This is a genomic window from Pseudomonas sp. Leaf15 (assembly GCF_001421425.1).
Classification (GTDB): Bacteria; Pseudomonadota; Gammaproteobacteria; order Pseudomonadales; family Pseudomonadaceae; genus Aquipseudomonas; species Aquipseudomonas salomonii.
Genome location: NZ_LMKI01000034.1, coordinates 159,964 through 176,263, shown reverse-complemented (window position 1 = coordinate 176,263; position 16,300 = coordinate 159,964). Strand labels below are relative to the sequence as shown.

Genomic DNA, 16,300 nt, shown 5'->3' with positions numbered 1-16,300 from the left:
TGGTTCGCGATGCGATGAAGCAAAGGTTACGCAGCCACTTAAATAAGGTAAAAGTCTCATATACGATCAAGCACATCAGATAATCTTATGAGTACAAGCATGCTGGCCCGCCATATCCACTACTTCCTTGCTGTCGCAGAGCATCAGGGCTTTACCAAGGCGGCGACGGCCCTGCATGTCTCGCAGCCGGCGCTGTCGCAGCAAGTGCGGCAGTTGGAGGAGAGCCTCGGCGCGCAGTTGTTTGATCGCTCAGGGCGCAAGACGCGTCTGACCGACGCGGGTGAGGTTTACCTGCGCTATGCGTTACGGGCGGCGCAGGAACTGCAGGAAGGCCAGCGTGCGATCCATGACGTGGGCGATTTGAGCCGTGGGACGCTGAGGATTGCCGTCACGCCCACCTTCACCACCTACCTGGTGGGGCCGCTGGTGGAAGCCTTCCACCGCCGCTACCCAAACATCACGTTGAACGTGCGCGAAGTCGCCCAGGAGCAGATGGAAAACCAGTTGCTGGCCGACGAACTGGAAGTGGGCATCGCCTTTGATCAAGTGCACGCGCCCGACATCGACAGCTATCCCCTGCTGGTGGAAACCCTGGCGTTGGTGGTCGGCAACCAACACCCGCTGGCAGGCGAGGCAGCCATCGGGTTGCAGGCGCTGAATGGCGAATCGCTGATCTTGCTCAGCAAGGCGTTTGCCACCCGCGAGCAGATCGACCGCTACTGCAACCAACACGGCATCCGCCCGCGCGTGATGATGGAGGCCAATGTGATCGGCGCACTGATCGAGGTGGTGCGCCGGACCACGCTGTCGACGCTATTGCCGGCCGCGATTGCACGGGCGCATCCCGAGTTGGTCGCGATTGAACTGGGGCCGCAGCGGCTGCAGCGCACGGCGGTGTTGATGCAGCGCAAAGGGGTTTACCAGAGCGCGGCGGCGCGGGCGTTTATCGAGGTGGCCAAAGAGGTAGCGGTAGCACTGGGAGAAGGGAGCTGACGTGCCGAATCGTCGCACCGCTGCGATGCTACAGGCTGAACGGGCTGTTGTGGCGAGCGGGCTTGCCCCGCGTTGGGCTGCGCAGCGGCCCCAGTAATGCCACCGCGTTCTTTCTGAAAAAACGCAGCGCCTGATTTCAGGGCTGCGTCGCAGCCCAACGCGGGGCAAGCCCGCTCGCCACAGGGGAGTGTGGATACCTTCAATAGGTGTGCAGACACCGATGGCTATCGCAGGCAAGCCAGCTCCCACATTCAATCGGCGGCGCGTTCAGTGAATCCGATAAGCACACCGCCGCGCGCCCAGTTGGATGTGCTCCACGCGCTCGACCCTGGCACGCAACACCTGCTCGAACACCTGCAATTCTGCGCGGCAAAACCCTTGGCACGCGGTCGCCGCTGCGCAGATCGGGCAGTGGTTCTCCACCAGGATCAGGGCGCCGTCCGGCTGCTCGCTGCATTGGGCCATATAACCTTCACGCGTGCGCAGTGCCGCGAGCTTTTCGACCCGCGCTTTAAGGCCGCTGACGCCTTGCATCTCACGTTCATACAACGCCAGGGTCTGGCGCTCGCGCACGTCGATCAAACGCTCGATAGCCTCTTCACCAAAGGTCTCGCGCACGGTCTGCAACAGTTGCACGGTGAGTTCGGAATGGGTGTCGGGAAAGCGCGCGTGCCCCGCCGCCGTGAGCTGCCAGACCTGGGTCGGGCGCCCTACCCCACGCACCTCGGAGCGGGCCTCGACCAACCCACTGGCGGCCAGTTTCACCAACTGCTGGCGTGCCGCTTCACCGGTGGTGCCGAGGAACTCACCGGCATCACTGGCCAATTGTGGCCCACGGGTCTTGAGCAGGTGCAGCAAACGATCCGCTGGCGACACCGGCGAATATTCCAAGTCGTTTCTTGACAAAATAAACAGCCTCGTCGCAATATTCAAAGCAATTACTTGGCAAATTAACCCAAGCCTGCCAGCGGCACAAGGAATCGTCGATGCACACCCAAGACAGCAGCTGGAGCGAGTTGCTCCGGGGCAAGAATGCCCCCCGTTCCATCGCCCTCTCCGGCGGCATTGCGCTGTATGCCACCAACACCTATATCGCCACGACCATTCTACCGTCGGTGGTCGCCGAAATCGGCGGTCTGGCCCTGTATGCGTGGAGCACCACCCTGTACGTGGTGGCCTCGATCATCGGCTCAGCCCTCACCTCCAAGCTGCTGCAACGTACCGGACCTCGACTGGCATACACCCTCGCCACGCTGATCTTTATGGTTGGCGTGCTGATCTGCGCCTTGGCGCCAAACATGCCGGTGATGCTGGTCGGGCGTTTGATTCAGGGGTTGGGCGGCGGCATGTTGCTGGCCCTGTGTTACTCGATGATCCAGTTGGTGTTCGAAGAGCGCTTATGGCCGCGGGCGATGGCGCTGGTATCGGGCATGTGGGGCGTCGCTACGCTGGTCGGCCCGGCGGTCGGTGGCGTGTTCGCCGAGATGGATGCCTGGCGTTTCGCCTTCGGCGCCATGGTGCCGATAAGCCTTGCCTATATGGTGCTCACCCACCGCGCGCTACCGCCACGCGACGCCACGGCGAGCACGCCGACCCGCTTGCCGGTGCCGCAACTGGTGCTGTTGGCCGCCGCCGTGCTGGCCGTGTGCGCAGGCAGCGTGTCGGCGCTGCCGAGCTGGAACCTGCTGGGCATCGCGGTGTGCGCCGTGCTGGTGTATGCGCTGATACGCCACGAATCCAACGCGACCCTACGGCTGCTGCCCAAGGACGCACTGAAGTTCGACGCCCCGCTGTGCGCGCTGTATGCAACCACTTGCCTGCTGGTGATCGGCATGAGCAGCGAGATTTTCATGCCGTATTTCCTGCAACACCTGCATGGCCAATCACCGTTGGTTGCCGGCTACATGGCGGCGCTGATGGCGGCCGGCTGGACCGTGTCGGAAATCCTCAGCTCCGGCTGGAGCGGCCGCAGCGCACAGCGCGCGATCCTCGCGGGGCCGCTGTTTATCGTGGCCGGGCTGGTGCTGTTGGCCATCACCACGCCGGTGGAAAGCCTGGGTGAATGGGCGCGGCTGGCGCCGATCTGCCTGGGGCTGTTCCTGGTCGGCTTCGGCATCGGCTTGGGCTGGCCGCACCTGCTGACGCGCATCCTGCAAGTGGCGTCGGAGCAGGACAAGGACACGGCCGCCGCGTCGATCACCACTTTGCAATTGTTCGCCATGGCCCTGGGCGCGGCATTGGCCGGGGTCATTTCCAACGTGGCGGGTATCAACGACGCAACCGGCAAAGCCGGCATCGCCAACGCGGCACTTTGGTTGTTTGCCCTGTTTACCCTGGCGCCGGTGCTGGCCTGGGTAATGGCGCGGCGGGCGACGCGGTTGAAGGTTGCGGCGGCGCAATTGACCCCGTCCTGAACACCGCCTACGCGCTACGCTTGGCGACCCAGCGCCGACACTGCCGCGTGCGCAAAGCGTTGCCCAGTCGTTGCTCGATCAAGGCGCGTAACGGTGATACGCCGGGATCAGGCAGCCAAGCGTGGCCGTCCATCGAGTGCCCGAGCGCTTCACGAAAGCTCGGTTGCTCGACCGTCGTAGTGGGAAGTGACAGGGTAAGTCCTGCACAGGGGTGCAACTGATTACACCCCTTCCAATGTGGCTTAGTGCGCGTTAAGGAGCTCTCTTCGAACGATCTCTGCGCCTGCGCTCAATGCATTCAACTTGCCCCTTGCAACGTGGCGAGGCAGAGGTGCCATGCCGCAATTGGTGCATGGGTAAAGCTTGTCGGCATCGACAAACTGAAGGGCTTTGCGCAGGGTATCGGCCACTTCCTCCGGCGTTTCAATGCTGTGGTTTGCCACATCAATGGCCCCGACCATGACTTTTTTACCGTGAATCAACTCAATCAGTTCCATGGGGACATGGGAGTTGTGACATTCCAGCGAAATGATATCGATACTGGACTTCTGTAGCTTGGGGAAGGCTTCTTCATATTGCCGCCACTCCGACCCCAGGGTCTTTTTCCAATCGGTGTTGGCCTTGATGCCGTAGCCATAACAGATATGCACCGCCGTTTCGCATTTGAGGCCTTCAATGGCCCGTTCCAGGGTGGCGACGCCCCAGTCATTCACCTCGTCAAAGAACACGTTAAAGGCCGGTTCATCAAACTGGATAATGTCGACGCCCGCCGCTTCCAGTTCCCGGGCTTCTTCGTTAAGGATCCTGGCGAACTCCCACGCGAGTTTTTCGCGGCTTTTATAGTGGTTGTCATACAGCGTATCGATCATGGTCATGGGGCCCGGCAGCGCCCATTTGATCGGCTGGTTGGTTTGCTGGCGCAGGAACCTGGCATCTTCGACAAACACCGGCTTTTGCCGGGTAACGGCGCCCACCACGGTCGGCACGCTCGCGTCATAGCGATCACGAATCCTGACGGTTTCACGCTTCTCGAAATCAACCCCGCTGAGGTGCTCGATAAACGTGGTCACGAAGTGCTGGCGCGTTTGCTCACCGTCACTGACGATATCAATCCCGGCGTGTTGCTGTTCCTGCAATGCCAGGCGCAAGGCATCTTGCTTGCCTTCGATTAATTCGTCACCTTGCAACTTCCAGGGTGACCACAGCGTCTCGGGCTCGGCAAGCCAGGCCGGTTTTGGCAAGCTGCCAGCTGTAGAAGTGGGTAATAACTTTTTCATGACAGGCACAACCTTGTAAGTTTGATGAGTCAAGCGGCGTATTGAGCGGACCACTGTTCAAGCACAGCGTGATAGGGCTTGATGAAATTTTCCTCAACAAACCTGCCCTGCTCCATCGCCAGCCGACCACGTTCTTCTCGATCGTAAACAATGAGTGTTAATGAATAATCCTGATGCTTCAGACTGGGCTGATAGCGTTTTCCGGCGATGGAATTTGCGTTGTAAATTTCAGGTCGGTAGATCTTTTGAAAGGTGTCCATCGTGCTAATGGTGCTGATAAGTTCAAGTGTCGTGTAATCACTCAGCAAGTCACCAAAAAAATAAAATGCCAAGGGTGCAACACTGTTGGGCGGCATAAAATAGCGCACATTCAAGCCCATCTTCTTGAAGTATTCATCGGTCAGCGAATACTCATCCTGCTGGTATTCAACGCCCAATACCGGGTGCTGGTTTTCAGTTCGCTGATAGGTCTTGGTATTCGAAACGCTCAAGCAGATGACTGGCAACTTTTTAAAGTGCTGCTTGTACGCCGCTGAATTCACAAAGCACTTGAACAGCTTGCCATGCAAGTCGCCAAAATTATCGGGCGTGCTGAATTCAGCCTGGCCTCTGTTGTGGCCCAACAACACCACGCTAAAGTCATAGTCGCGTACATACGAAGAAAAATTATTGCCGACGATGCCCTCAAGGCGCTCATTGGTTTTACGGTCCACAATCGTGGTTTTCAACACTTCAATCAACGGAATGGCCTGCCCATTGCCTTCAACACCGATCTGCATCTCGGCGGAAACGATTTCGAGTTCGAGGGCATACCGATCACCGCCAGCATTATCCCAATGCGCCAAGGCATTGAAGCGGTTATTAATCATCGTCAAGGTATTGCGCAAGTTTTCCTGGCGGCGCTCGCCCCTGGCCAAGTTAGCGAAATTGGTGGTGATGCGCGTGTTCTCGGAGGGGTGATAATTCTCGTCAAAACAAACACTCTTAATCGCAAACTCAAACGCGTTATCCATGACCACCTGACACCTTAAAAGTTGAGACAGACTTGAGTTCACTGTTTGCCTTTTAGCAACACGCCGACGTTTGACCCAAGTCTTTACAGTTTCAATCATTAAGGTGGAGTCTATGCTGGCCATAGAGCAAGAGATAATGAAACGATTTCACCAAACCTTTAGCCCTGTTCATGATGGGTTGCCTCAAACCCAATGGGTCCTGGCCGTGGGCTGTTCAGCCCGAGACGCGCGCAAATGAGATAGCCTTGAGTGATACTCGCAGGCTCTCTTCCCACTCTGTATGGCGCAGCGCAAAGGACCATGGATAAACCCAAAGACGCTGGCTTTGCCTATCAAGCGGTCTACCGCTACCTCGTCGAGTTGATCGACGCCAGTCCGTCGTCAGGCGAACGCAAACTGCCGTCCCTGCGCCAATTGGCCGAGCGCCTTGGCGTGTCGGTATCGACCACCAAGTACGCCTACGCCTTGCTTGAGGATGAAGGGCGGATCCACGCGCGGCCCAAGCAGGGTTATTTCATAAGGGCCATGATTTCCACTGCAACCTCCACTGAAACCAACCTGCTCGATCAGGTGTTCGCCAATGCCCGCCAGCCGGGAATGCTGGCCTTGAGCAGTGATGCACCGGCCATGCTGTTGTCGCTGGAAAAACCGCTGCTGATGCTCGAACGTGAACTGACCCGCCAGCACCCACGCTCTCTCGCGCCGCTTTACTTACCCTTCGGTGAGCCCGAGTTGCGTGCCGCGCTGGCCGAGCGCTACACCCAATCCGCCGACCGCTACTGGCAGGCCGACCAGGTGTATATCGGCGCGGACCTGCACAGCGTGCTGGAGGCGGCACTGGTCGCCCTGGACCTGTGCGGCACGGTGGCGCTGGTGGAGTCACCGTGTTCGTGGGCGATCCTGCGCCAGTTGCAGGCGGCGAAAATTCGCGTGATCGAAATGCCCCTCGACGCCCACGGGCGTTTCGACCTGGCGGCGCTGGAAGGCGTGCTGATGCGTGAGCCGATTCGCCTGGCGGTGCTGTCGTCGACGGTGAATATCCCCCAGGGTGGCGTAATGCCGGCACAGGACAAGCAGCAGATCTGCGGCTGGCTGGCGGCGCAGGCTATCTGGCTGTTTGAAAACGACACCTACGGCGAGTTGTATTTCGAAGCGCAGCCGCCGCGTTATCGCGACTTCGCCGACCTGCAGAAGCTGCTGGTGTTTTCGACCGTCGATAAAGTCATCGGCTCGGAAGCGCCGTATGGTTATGTGGTGTGTCGCGGGCAGGGGCCGCAATTGCAGCGGGTGTTTCTGGAGCGTGGGTTTCGCCTGTCACCGATCCGGCAAAAGGCGATCGCCAAGCTGCTCACCTCCAAGCGACTCGACGCGCATTTGAAAGCGCTGCGGGCGCTGCTGTTGGAGCGCATGACCGGCATGAAAGCCTTGCTGGAGGAACATTGGCAGGTGATTGCGCCCCAAGGCGGCGCCAGCTTCTGGCTGCAAGCGCCGCATGCGGTGGATATGCGTCAGGTGTTTGAGCGCTTGCTGGCCCAGCGCATCGTCATCGCCCCTGGCGAGCTGTTCAGCCAGCACGGCGCCTGGCCGCAGCACCTGCGCCTGAGCTACACCCTCGACTGGAGCAAGGATATCGCCCAGGCCGTAAAGCTATTGGCAAAGGCGATCGATCAAAGCCCGTAGCAATGCCGCGCTTCGGGGAAACGGCCATGGCGCACGTCATCGGCAAACCGCTCACAGGCATCGCGAATCACCGCGCCTACATCTGCGTACTGTTTGACGAAGCGCGGCAGGTGCTCGCCGCCCAAACCCAGCACATCTTCGGTGACCAACACTTGACCATCGCAGGCTGGCGACGCACCAATGCCGATGGTGGGCATCCTTGAATCCAGGGTGATCTGCCGCGCGACGCCTTCGGCCACACCTTCGAGCAACAGGCTGAAGGCGCCCGCCTCCAGATTGGCACGGGCATCCGCGGCAATCACAGCAGCAGTTTCGGCGGTAAGCCCTTGGGCCTTGAAGCCGCCCATCACGTTGACGAACTGCGGCATCAACCCCACATGGGCCATCACCGGAATGCCGCGCGCCACCAGAAACTCCACGGTGCCCGCCAGTGCCACGTTGGCCTCCAGCTTCACCGCATCGCAACCCGTGCGCGCCAGCACTTGGGCGCAGTTGCGAAACGCTTGCTCATTGGATTCCTGATAGCTGCCAAACGGCATGTCGGCAATCACGCAGGCCAGGCGCGTGCTGTCGACCACGGCGCGGGTGTGGCCGATGATTTCTTCCAGCTGCATGCTCAAGGTCGAGGCCCGGCCATAGCCGACCATCGCCGTGGAATCCCCCACCAGAATGAAGTCGACCAGCGGGTCGATCAGCTTGGCGATGGCGCTGGAGTACGCGGTGAGGGAGACGATTTTCTGCTGGCCCTTCATGGCGACCAGTTGCGGGACGGTCAAGCGTTTGCTGCGGGTGTGGAGGCTCATCGGTTTTTCCCGTTTGTGCTGAATTCACGGCCCGATTATTGGTAAAACCCCAAGGCGTTCAATGCACAGATTGACGCTAAAAAGCGACCCAGGTTTTTAACCTGATATCATCCCGGCCTTCACCCAAAAGGCACCGAGACATGAACCGCCAGAAAAAACTCAAGCAGCTCTTCAAGGCTAAAGCCAAGAAGGCCAGCGCCAAACTGGCGCCCAAGAGCAAAGATAAATACATCAGCAAAGCCGACCGCGCCAAACTCGAAGCCGAGGCCGATCAAGCCTCAACCAGCGCTGCCGACACGCCCGCTTGAAGGCGTGCCCACCTCATACTTGTTCCAGATTCGCCGAAGGTGCCGGGCTGACCCAAAGCCTGCGCGTTCGGCGACGGTTTCCATGTCCAGGCTCGACGCCATGAGCAGTTCACGGGCCACGGTGATACGCAGCGTGTGCAGGTAATCCAGCGGGCTGATGCCAACGTGTTCGTGGAACAGCCGCGCCAGGTGTCGGCTGCTGGTGCAGGCCAGTTCGGCCATGCGTGTGACGGTCCAGGCTTCACAGGGCGCTGCGGTGATGGCGTCCTGCACACGGTGCACGGCCGGGTGCAGATGGTTGCGACCGGTGATCCAGGCTGAGAGCTGCGGGTCGGCGCCGCTGCGGCGCATGTACACCACCATGTCGCGCGCCACGCTGCAGGCCAGCCGTGGCCCGGCCAACTCGGCGAGCAGGTGCAGCATCAGGTCGATGCCCGCCGTGACACCGGCGCTGCAACTGACCGGGCCGTCCGTGACATACAGCCGGTTTTCCAGCACCCGGGCCTTGGGTGCCAGGGCCTGCAAGGCCGCGCACAGCGCGTGGTGAGTGGTGCACTGGCGGCCATCGAGCAACCCCGCGCGGGCGGCACTCAATGCGCCGGCGCACACGCAAACCAGCCGCTGGCCCGACGGGGCAAACACGCTTTGCAGCCATTGGGTCAAGGCGTCGCTGGCCGACTCGAACGCCTGCTGCTGCGCCTTGCTCACCTTTGACGTGGAGCCGACCAACACCACCAGCGTGCCGGGCGCCAGGCTTGGCGGCAATGGCGCCAGGCCGGCCAGCGGCAAGCCGATGGAGGTTTGCAGCGCGGGCACCGGGCTGACGTACTGCAAGTCGAAGTCAATGCCCGCCCCGTCCTCGGCCTGCGCGGCCAGGCGCAGCACCTCGGCGGGGCCGGCCAGGTCCAGCATCAGCACGTTGGGCAACAGCACGAACAGCACCGGCACGCTCACGGGTTCAACTCTCCAAGGCCTGGGCGACGGTGACGATGCGCGCAAAGCGCTCTTCCAGCACCAGTTCGGTACGCTCACGAATCTCGGCGGCGCTGTACTCGCGGCCACTGCGTGCGTGGGTCATCGGGAAAGTCAGCGTTGCCTCGCTGACAAAATCCACCGCAAAACCGCTGTCCGACGCCTGCCGGGTGGTGGTTTCGCAGCACTGTTCGGTGCGGATGCCACTGATGATCAGCGCGCTCACGCCCATCTCCGTAAGCCGTGCCGCCAAAGGCGTGCCGGCGAAAGCACTGTGAAAGCGCTTGTGAATGATCAGGTCGGGGTTGATCGACAACTCGCTCAAGGTTTTGACATTGCCCGATGCCATCGAAAAGTGCCCTTGGTCTTCAACATGGAAGACTTGTATCACCGGGATGCCCTGTTGAACACACCCATCGATCAGCGCTTGCTGTTTTTTCAGGAACTGTGGCAGGTCATTTTCGGACCAGTAAGCAGAATGACGGAATGACTGCTGCACATCGATAACGATAAGGGCTTTGCGGCTCATGACGGGTCCTTGTGGCTTGCATCACAGTGGTTTATGCAAGCCATGGTAAGCACACGCGCCGATGAACGACAGGCAGGTGGCGGACCACTTGAGGACCGATTCGGACATAGTGTTTCAGCGACGCAAATCACCCTGTGAGGTTTCACGCAGCGTAGTCAACGCCACCAACGCACACACCGCCGCCCCGGCCATGAAGAACCCCGGCACCAGCAAATTGCCGGTCGAGCCGATCAACGAGGTGACGATATACGGCGTGATGCCGCCGCCTAAAATCGCGCCCAGGTTGATACTGATCGCCATGCCGGTGTACCGCACGCGGGTCGGGAACTGTTCGGCGTAGGTGGGATAACCCACCGACTGAATCACCGGCATCGGCAACGTCGCGACAAAAAACGCCAGTACCGCAATCAACAGGCTACTGTTGTTCATCAACACCATCATCGGAATCACCAGCACCGCGTAGCCGACAAAACCAATCGCCAGGGCCTTCTTGCGCCCGATGCGGTCCGACAGCCCGCCCCACAACGGCATCATCGCGGCCATGCACAGGCTGACGCCGGCAATCACCCAGTAGATCTTGGCCTTTTCAAAATGCAGGTAGGTGGTGAGGTAGATGTTCATGAACACCAGGCCGATGTAGTAGCCGGCGTTCTGCGCAAAGGCAAACACCACCACCCGCAGCACCGCCGGCATATGCTGGGTGAGCACTTCCTTGACCGGTGCGGTGGGTGGTTTTTCTACGGCCAGGAAGGCTTTGAACTCCGGGGTTTCCTCGACATTGTGGCGCATGACGCAAGAGAAGATAACCAGGGGAATGGCCAGAAAAAACGGAATCCGCCAGGCCCAGGCTTGGAGTTGTTCGGCATCGACCAGGCCGGTGGTGATGCCGCAGATGATCGCCGCCATCGAGCCGCCAATCGCCACGCCGACCGGCGTGAACGCGCCATAAAACCCGCGACGGCCTTTGGGCGAAGACTCGGCCAGGAACGCCGCCGCGCCGATCACTTCGCCACCGGCGAAAAAGCCCTGGGCCAGCCGGATCAGCACCAGCAGGATCGGCGCAACAATGCCCACCTGGGCCGAGGTCGGTAACAGGCCGATGGCCGCCGTCGCAGTGCCCATACCGATCACGGTACTGAGCAATACCTTGCGCCGGCCGATGCGGTCGGCCAGGCGCCCCAGTAAAATCCCGCCCAGCGGCCGGATCAGAAAGGCACTGCCGAATACGGCCAGCGTGGCCAGCAACGCAGCCGCGGCGTTATCACTGGGGAAGAACAACGGCGCGATAATCGTCGCCATAAAGCCATACACACCGAACTCGTAATACTCCACCGCCGTGCCGGTGGCGGCGGCAATCGCAGCGCGCCTGGCTATTTTTGTGGCACTGGTGTCGGTGGTTTTTTCACGTGCATCAACACGCGGCGATGGCGCTGTAGTAGAAAACACTCGAGACATAAACACCTTCCACTCCGACCTTGGGTCGTTTGAGTTATTGAGGTGGATTGCGCCACCCAGAAGTAAACCCGCCGGGATACCGGGGGTTTTAATGCTCGACAGTAAGAAGGGTGAAACTAGGCTTGATCATGTAGCGCTCCTGTTTTTATTGTTGGGTGGCTACGCAGGTTTATGAGTGGGCGGCCTCCAGTTTTTTCAGTCGGCCCATACGCGCTACCAGCAGTGCCTGCGCCGTGGGCAAATCGATCAGTGAGAAGCGAATTTCATCACCCGGCATCAACTGCGCGAGTTTGGGTAGATCGACACTGGCCACCTGCGCAATGCGAGGGTAACCACCGGTGGTTTGCCGGTCGGCCATCAGCACGATCGGCTGCCCGCCCGCCGGCACTTGCACGGTGCCGAAGGTCACGCTTTCGGAGAGCAGTTGCCTGGGCTGCGTGAGGTCCAGGGCGGCGCCTTCCAGCCGATAGCCCATGCGGTCCGAGGCGGCCGTCATTTGATAAGGCTCGTTGAGCAAGTCATGACGGGCCGACGCAGAAAAGTCGTGCCATTCGCGGCCGTGCAGCACGCGGATCGAGACGGCACTGGCAGACGGGTTGAGCAACCAGCCGGCGGGAATATTCACCCGTGGCGGATTGGCGAATGAAGAACAGATAGGGATCACATCGCCCGCTTTGAGCGCGCGCCCGCACAGCCCACCGAACCCGCCTCGGCTGTAGGTGCTGGCACTGTTCATCACCGGTTGCAGCAGGTAACCACCGCTGACGGCCAGGTAAGCCCGTACACCGTATTCGCGCTTTTCGAAGCTCAGCACCGCGCCCGGTTTTACGCAAGTGGCATGCCCTGGTTTGAGCACCACACCGTCCAGGCGTGCACCCAGGTCGGCGCCTGCCAGGGCAATCAAGGCCTTGGCCTGAAAGCACAGCACGGGGCCTTGCAGGGTGATTTCCAGGCTGGCTGCGCGGGTCGGGTTGCCCACCAGCAGGTTGGCCAGCGCGTGGGCGTCCTGGTCCATCGCACCGTTGACCGGCACGCCCCAATGCTGGAAACCGGTACGCCCGCTGTCCTGGAATGAGGAAAACAGCCCGGGCCTGATCACTTTGATCGTCATGGCCGCACTCCGGCCAGGGACTCAAACTCACGGGCACTGATGGGTACAAAACGCACTTGATCGCCGCCGGTTAACAGGCACGGCGGGTCGTTGGCCGGCGTGAACAGGCTCAAGGGCGTGCGGCCGATGATGTGCCAGCCGCCCGGCAAATCCGAGGGGTAAATCACGCTTTGGCCGTTGGCCAACCCGACACTGCCTTGCTTGACCGCGGTACGCGGCACCGTGCGGCGGGCCAGCTTCAACGCGGGTTGATGCATGCCGATATAAGGATGGCCCGGCGCAAAACCGACCATCAGTACATCCACCCATTGCCCGCTGTGCGCGGCAATCACTTCGCTTGGCGTCATGGCGCAGGCGTTGGCGATGTGCAACAAGTCGGGCGCGTACTCGCCCTCATAGCACACGGGAATTTCCAACTGTTTAGAGGACGTGCAAGGTGTGTTTTGCAGGCCCATCAGCGCGTTCTCCAGCACCTGGGCAACGGCGTCAAAGGGCGTTAAGTGCGGATACTGCATTGCGAATGTGTAGGGGCAATAATGCACGCCTACCGTCACCAGTGCCGGGACCACGTCGGTAATACCGCACAGCTTTCCACGCGCCTGTAAGTCGTGCAGCGCGGCGCTCAACACCACTGCACGGCGGTTGGCCTGCGCGCTGAACAGCGTCGCAAACACCACCACGATGCAACTGTCGCCGCAGGCTTCGAACTGCCAACGCAGCGACGCAGGCACGGGCCTGGTCTCACAGTTAACGTCAGACATCACGGCATATCTCGCATGCGGCAGGCATGAAGATCCGCCCCGCAGGGCTTCACTGTCTTATAAACGCCGTCGCTCGGGTGGCGACGGTCGCACGGTGAGCAATTACTTGGCGAACAGCTGGCTCATGTCCTTGAACGCCTTGAACTCCAGGGCGTTGCCGCATGGGTCGAACAGGAACATGGTGGCCTGCTCGCCCACCTCACCCTTGAAGCGGATGTAGGGTTCGATCACAAACCGGGTCTCCCGCGCGCGCAGCCGGTCAGCCAGGGCTTCCCACTGGTCCCACTGCAGGATGATGCCGAAATGCGGCACCGGCACATCATGGCCGTCCACGGGGTTGGAGTGCACCGATTCCTGGGATGCAGTCTTGGGATGCTCGTGAATCACCAGTTGGTGGCCGTAGAAGTCGAAGTCGACCCATTGCGCACTGGAGCGCCCTTCCGAAAGGCCAAACACATCGCCGTAGAAGTGACGCGCGGCGGCCAGGTCGTAGACGGGAATCGCTAGATGAAAGGGAGAAAGGCTCACGGTGGCTACCTGCAGGTTCTGTTGGGTTAGAACTCGATTCTTCACCACAAAGCCCCACGGATAAAGCGGATATCTTTCGCCCTGAGCCTCAATAATTTTGATGCTCGCGCCCTACTTCGGCGCACCCAGCACTTCGATGACGCACGCCCTGAATAATTCGAAGAGCGGCAATTGGCGCTGGGTGTACTTGGTCAGCAGCACGATTTCACGGTAGAACGTGAGCTTGTCCAATCGCAAAACCCGCACGTCGCTGCCGTGTTCCAGCCACAGGCCGGCCAGGGGCACCAGCGACACGCCGAGGCCACTGCGCACCATCTTGACGATGGCGTCCAACTCGTCGAGTTCCAGTGCCTGCTGAGTCTGGAGCTTGTGTTCCTTGAGAAACTGCGTGACCTGGCGCCCGCCGAACGAGCCACGGTCGTACCGCACGAAGGGTTGTTCACGCAGGATCTGCAGCGGGTCGTCGCCCTGCACGTCCTTGGCGGTAATCAGCACAAAGGGTTCGCGGGCGATGACCTCGATATTCAGGTCTTTGGGCAGGTTGAACGGCGGGTGAATCATGATCGCCAGGTCCAGCTCACCGGCATCCACCTGGCTGAGCAGGTTGAGCGAAACGCCGGGCACCAGGCTGACCTCGATAAACGGCGCGCGGCGTTTAAGCGCGACCAGCGCCTGGGGCAGGAGGCCGGTTTGCACACTGCCGATGGCGCCGATGCGCAGCGAGCCGTGAAAATTATTGGCGCTGTCGGGCGCGCCCATGCGCGAGAAAATATCGAGGATCTCCTCCGCCAGCGGCACCGCGCGCTGCCCGGCCGCATTGAGCGTGGCGGAGCGCCCGGTGCGGTCGAACAGCTTGACGCCCAGGGCGTCCTCGAGGTGTTTGATCTGCGCACTCACAGCCGATTGCGTCAGCCCCACCTGCTGCCCGGCGGCGGCAAAGGTGCCACGGCGGGAGGCGCTTACGAAGGTTCTCAACTCTCTGATCATGGGGCTACCTTATCGGTCGTTGGGGTTCAGCAACCGCTCAAGGCCACCTGCGGTCGCTCGCCTGCGAAGAAGAACGGGCGCAGGCGCACACCGACGCTGTTACCGATAAACGCTGCCACCAACCACACCCAGCCATGCAGGCTGCCGGAGGCGATGCCGCTGAAGTACGCGCCGATGTTGCAGCCGTAGGCCAGGCGCGAACCATAGCCCAGCATCAAACCACCGATCACTGCAGCCACCAGCGAGCGCGCCGGGATTTTCAGGCTTGGGGCAAAACGCCCGGCAAGGCCCGCAGCCAACAGCGCGCCGAGGACGATGCCGATGTCCATCACGCTGGTGATGTCTTCCCACACGGGGGCTGCCAGGGCTTTGGCATTGCCCGGCATTTGCCAGAACGCCCAACTGGCCACATCCACACCCAAGCCGCTGGCCACTTTGGCGCCCCACAACGCGAACGCCGAGGTAATGCCCCATGGCCGCCCGGCCAGCGCCAGCGTCGCATAGTTAAGCAGCGCCAGGCCGATCGCACCCCACACCAACGGCCATGGGCCACGCAGGAAACGGCGCAGACCGATGTGCTCGCTGGTCACGCCGGGTTCAAGCTGGCCGTGACGGCCCTTCTCCAAGCGCACGGTGACCAGCGCGATGATTGCGAACACGGCCAGACTCAGAATCATGGCCGGCAACACGCCGAAGCTCTTGACGATGGACACCGCCGGGAACGCCGGCAACGCGAACCACCAATCCACATGGTGCGTGGCAATCAGTGAGCCACAGATAAAGAACAGCAGCGTCACCAGCATGCGTGCATTGCCGCCGCCCACGGTGAACAGCGTGCCGGACGCACAACCGCCGCCCAACTGCATGCCGATACCAAAAATAAACGCCCCGAATACCACCGACACGCCAGCCGGTGCTACCAGCCCGACCACCGGCTGCCCGAACAACGTGCCCGCTCCCAGCGCCGGGAAGAACAGCAACACCGCCACTGCCAGCATAACCATCTGTGCGCGCAAACCGGCGCCGCGCCGATCATTGATAAATACGCGCCAGGCCGACGTGAACCCGAAAGCGGCGTGGTACAGGGTCAAGCCTAATGCGGCGCCGACCACCAGCAACAGCACCTGGCGCGAGCCGACGCTGTTTTGCAGGAATACGGCGCCGGCCACCAGGATGATAAAAGCCACCAACGGCGCGATAGGCTTGCGCGCGGGGCTCAGGGAAAGGGAGGTGCTCATGGGCTTTCTCGGATGTGATCGGGGGGAAGATTGGCGCTGAGTATAAACCCTGACAGGGTCGGCCCTTGCAGGAATTCAGACGGCCAGGTAAGGCCGCGAAGGCGGCAAAGTTTAGTTTCGCCGGGTGTATTGCTTGAACAAAAAACCTACAGTAACCTGCGCCAAGGCAGCCACCAACGGGTGGCAGGAATGGATTCTGGCCCGCTGTTCGGTGGGCTCTGACAAGGAAGT

Annotated in this window: 16 protein-coding genes; 4 read left to right on the top strand and 12 right to left on the bottom strand. The window is 60.9% G+C overall.

Going from position 1 to position 16,300, the window contains the following annotated elements; translation table 11 throughout:
- Nucleotides 1-99: 99 nt before the first annotated feature.
- Complete coding sequence (gene cynR / locus ASE80_RS24405) at nucleotides 100-993, top strand: transcriptional regulator CynR (protein ID WP_056861185.1); 894 nt, start codon at nucleotides 100-102, stop codon at nucleotides 991-993.
- 267 nt (nucleotides 994-1,260) lie between these two features.
- On the opposite strand, the gene ASE80_RS24400 is transcribed toward cynR, so the two are convergent.
- The gene (locus ASE80_RS24400) at nucleotides 1,261-1,884 is read right to left on the bottom strand and encodes a helix-turn-helix transcriptional regulator (protein WP_201784837.1); all 624 of its coding nucleotides are present in this window, start codon (nucleotides 1,882-1,884) and stop codon (nucleotides 1,261-1,263) included.
- A gap of 95 nt (nucleotides 1,885-1,979) precedes the next feature.
- Here ASE80_RS24400 and ASE80_RS24395 point away from each other — a divergent pair, with 95 nt between their 5' ends.
- The gene (locus ASE80_RS24395; RefSeq protein ID WP_056861184.1) at nucleotides 1,980-3,407 is read left to right on the top strand and encodes an MFS transporter; all 1,428 of its coding nucleotides are present in this window, start codon (nucleotides 1,980-1,982) and stop codon (nucleotides 3,405-3,407) included.
- A 242-nt stretch (nucleotides 3,408-3,649) separates the two neighbouring features.
- Here the strand turns inward: ASE80_RS24395 and ASE80_RS24390 are convergent, their stop codons facing one another.
- Both ASE80_RS24390 and ASE80_RS24385 read right to left on the bottom strand, forming a co-directional pair.
- On the bottom strand, nucleotides 3,650-4,684 hold the full coding sequence (locus ASE80_RS24390; RefSeq protein ID WP_056861183.1) for a methionine synthase: 1,035 nt from the start codon (nucleotides 4,682-4,684) through the stop codon (nucleotides 3,650-3,652).
- Between the two features lie 29 nt (nucleotides 4,685-4,713).
- Entirely contained in the window at nucleotides 4,714-5,697 is a 984-nt protein-coding gene (locus tag ASE80_RS24385; RefSeq protein WP_056861182.1) for a DUF1852 domain-containing protein, read from the bottom strand.
- Nucleotides 5,698-5,997: 300 nt separating this feature from the next.
- Between ASE80_RS24385 and ASE80_RS24380 the strand changes: the two genes are divergently transcribed.
- A complete protein-coding gene (locus ASE80_RS24380; protein WP_056861181.1) occupies nucleotides 5,998-7,377 on the top strand; it encodes an aminotransferase-like domain-containing protein in 1,380 nt (459 codons plus the stop codon).
- Here ASE80_RS24380 and panB read toward each other — a convergent pair.
- Entirely contained in the window at nucleotides 7,365-8,180 is an 816-nt protein-coding gene (gene panB / locus ASE80_RS24375; protein WP_056861180.1) for a 3-methyl-2-oxobutanoate hydroxymethyltransferase, read from the bottom strand. The genes ASE80_RS24380 and panB overlap by 13 nt on opposite strands.
- A 140-nt stretch (nucleotides 8,181-8,320) precedes the next feature.
- On the opposite strand from panB, the gene ASE80_RS30445 reads away from it, so the two are divergent.
- Entirely contained in the window at nucleotides 8,321-8,488 is a 168-nt protein-coding gene (locus ASE80_RS30445; protein WP_065931392.1) for a DUF2986 domain-containing protein, read from the top strand.
- Here ASE80_RS30445 and ASE80_RS24370 read toward each other — a convergent pair.
- The 8 genes from ASE80_RS24370 to ASE80_RS24335 form a co-directional block, all read right to left on the bottom strand.
- Nucleotides 8,459-9,442 (bottom strand): GlxA family transcriptional regulator, encoded by a 984-nt coding sequence (locus ASE80_RS24370; protein WP_056861179.1) that lies wholly within the window; start codon nucleotides 9,440-9,442, stop codon nucleotides 8,459-8,461. The two genes, ASE80_RS30445 and ASE80_RS24370, sit on opposite strands and share 30 nt — an antisense overlap.
- Before the next feature lie 4 nt (nucleotides 9,443-9,446).
- Nucleotides 9,447-9,989, bottom strand: a complete 543-nt coding sequence (locus tag ASE80_RS24365) for a cysteine hydrolase family protein (RefSeq protein WP_056861178.1) — start codon at nucleotides 9,987-9,989, stop codon at nucleotides 9,447-9,449.
- 114 nt (nucleotides 9,990-10,103) lie between these two features.
- Entirely contained in the window at nucleotides 10,104-11,444 is a 1,341-nt protein-coding gene (locus ASE80_RS24360) for an MFS transporter (protein WP_056861177.1), read from the bottom strand.
- Nucleotides 11,445-11,613: 169 nt separating this feature from the next.
- Nucleotides 11,614-12,555: a biotin-dependent carboxyltransferase family protein gene (locus ASE80_RS24355; RefSeq protein ID WP_056861176.1), complete on the bottom strand. Its 942-nt coding sequence runs from the start codon at nucleotides 12,553-12,555 to the stop codon at nucleotides 11,614-11,616.
- On the bottom strand, nucleotides 12,552-13,316 hold the full coding sequence (locus ASE80_RS24350) for a 5-oxoprolinase subunit B family protein (RefSeq protein WP_056861175.1): 765 nt from the start codon (nucleotides 13,314-13,316) through the stop codon (nucleotides 12,552-12,554). The genes ASE80_RS24355 and ASE80_RS24350 overlap by 4 nt, the downstream gene beginning before the upstream one ends.
- A gap of 102 nt (nucleotides 13,317-13,418) precedes the next feature.
- Nucleotides 13,419-13,844: a VOC family protein gene (locus ASE80_RS24345; protein ID WP_056861174.1), complete on the bottom strand. Its 426-nt coding sequence runs from the start codon at nucleotides 13,842-13,844 to the stop codon at nucleotides 13,419-13,421.
- Between the two features lie 111 nt (nucleotides 13,845-13,955).
- The gene (locus ASE80_RS24340; protein WP_056861173.1) at nucleotides 13,956-14,831 is read right to left on the bottom strand and encodes a LysR family transcriptional regulator; all 876 of its coding nucleotides are present in this window, start codon (nucleotides 14,829-14,831) and stop codon (nucleotides 13,956-13,958) included.
- 26 nt (nucleotides 14,832-14,857) lie between these two features.
- Entirely contained in the window at nucleotides 14,858-16,069 is a 1,212-nt protein-coding gene (locus ASE80_RS24335; protein ID WP_056861172.1) for a YeeE/YedE family protein, read from the bottom strand.
- Nucleotides 16,070-16,300 lie beyond the last annotated feature (231 nt).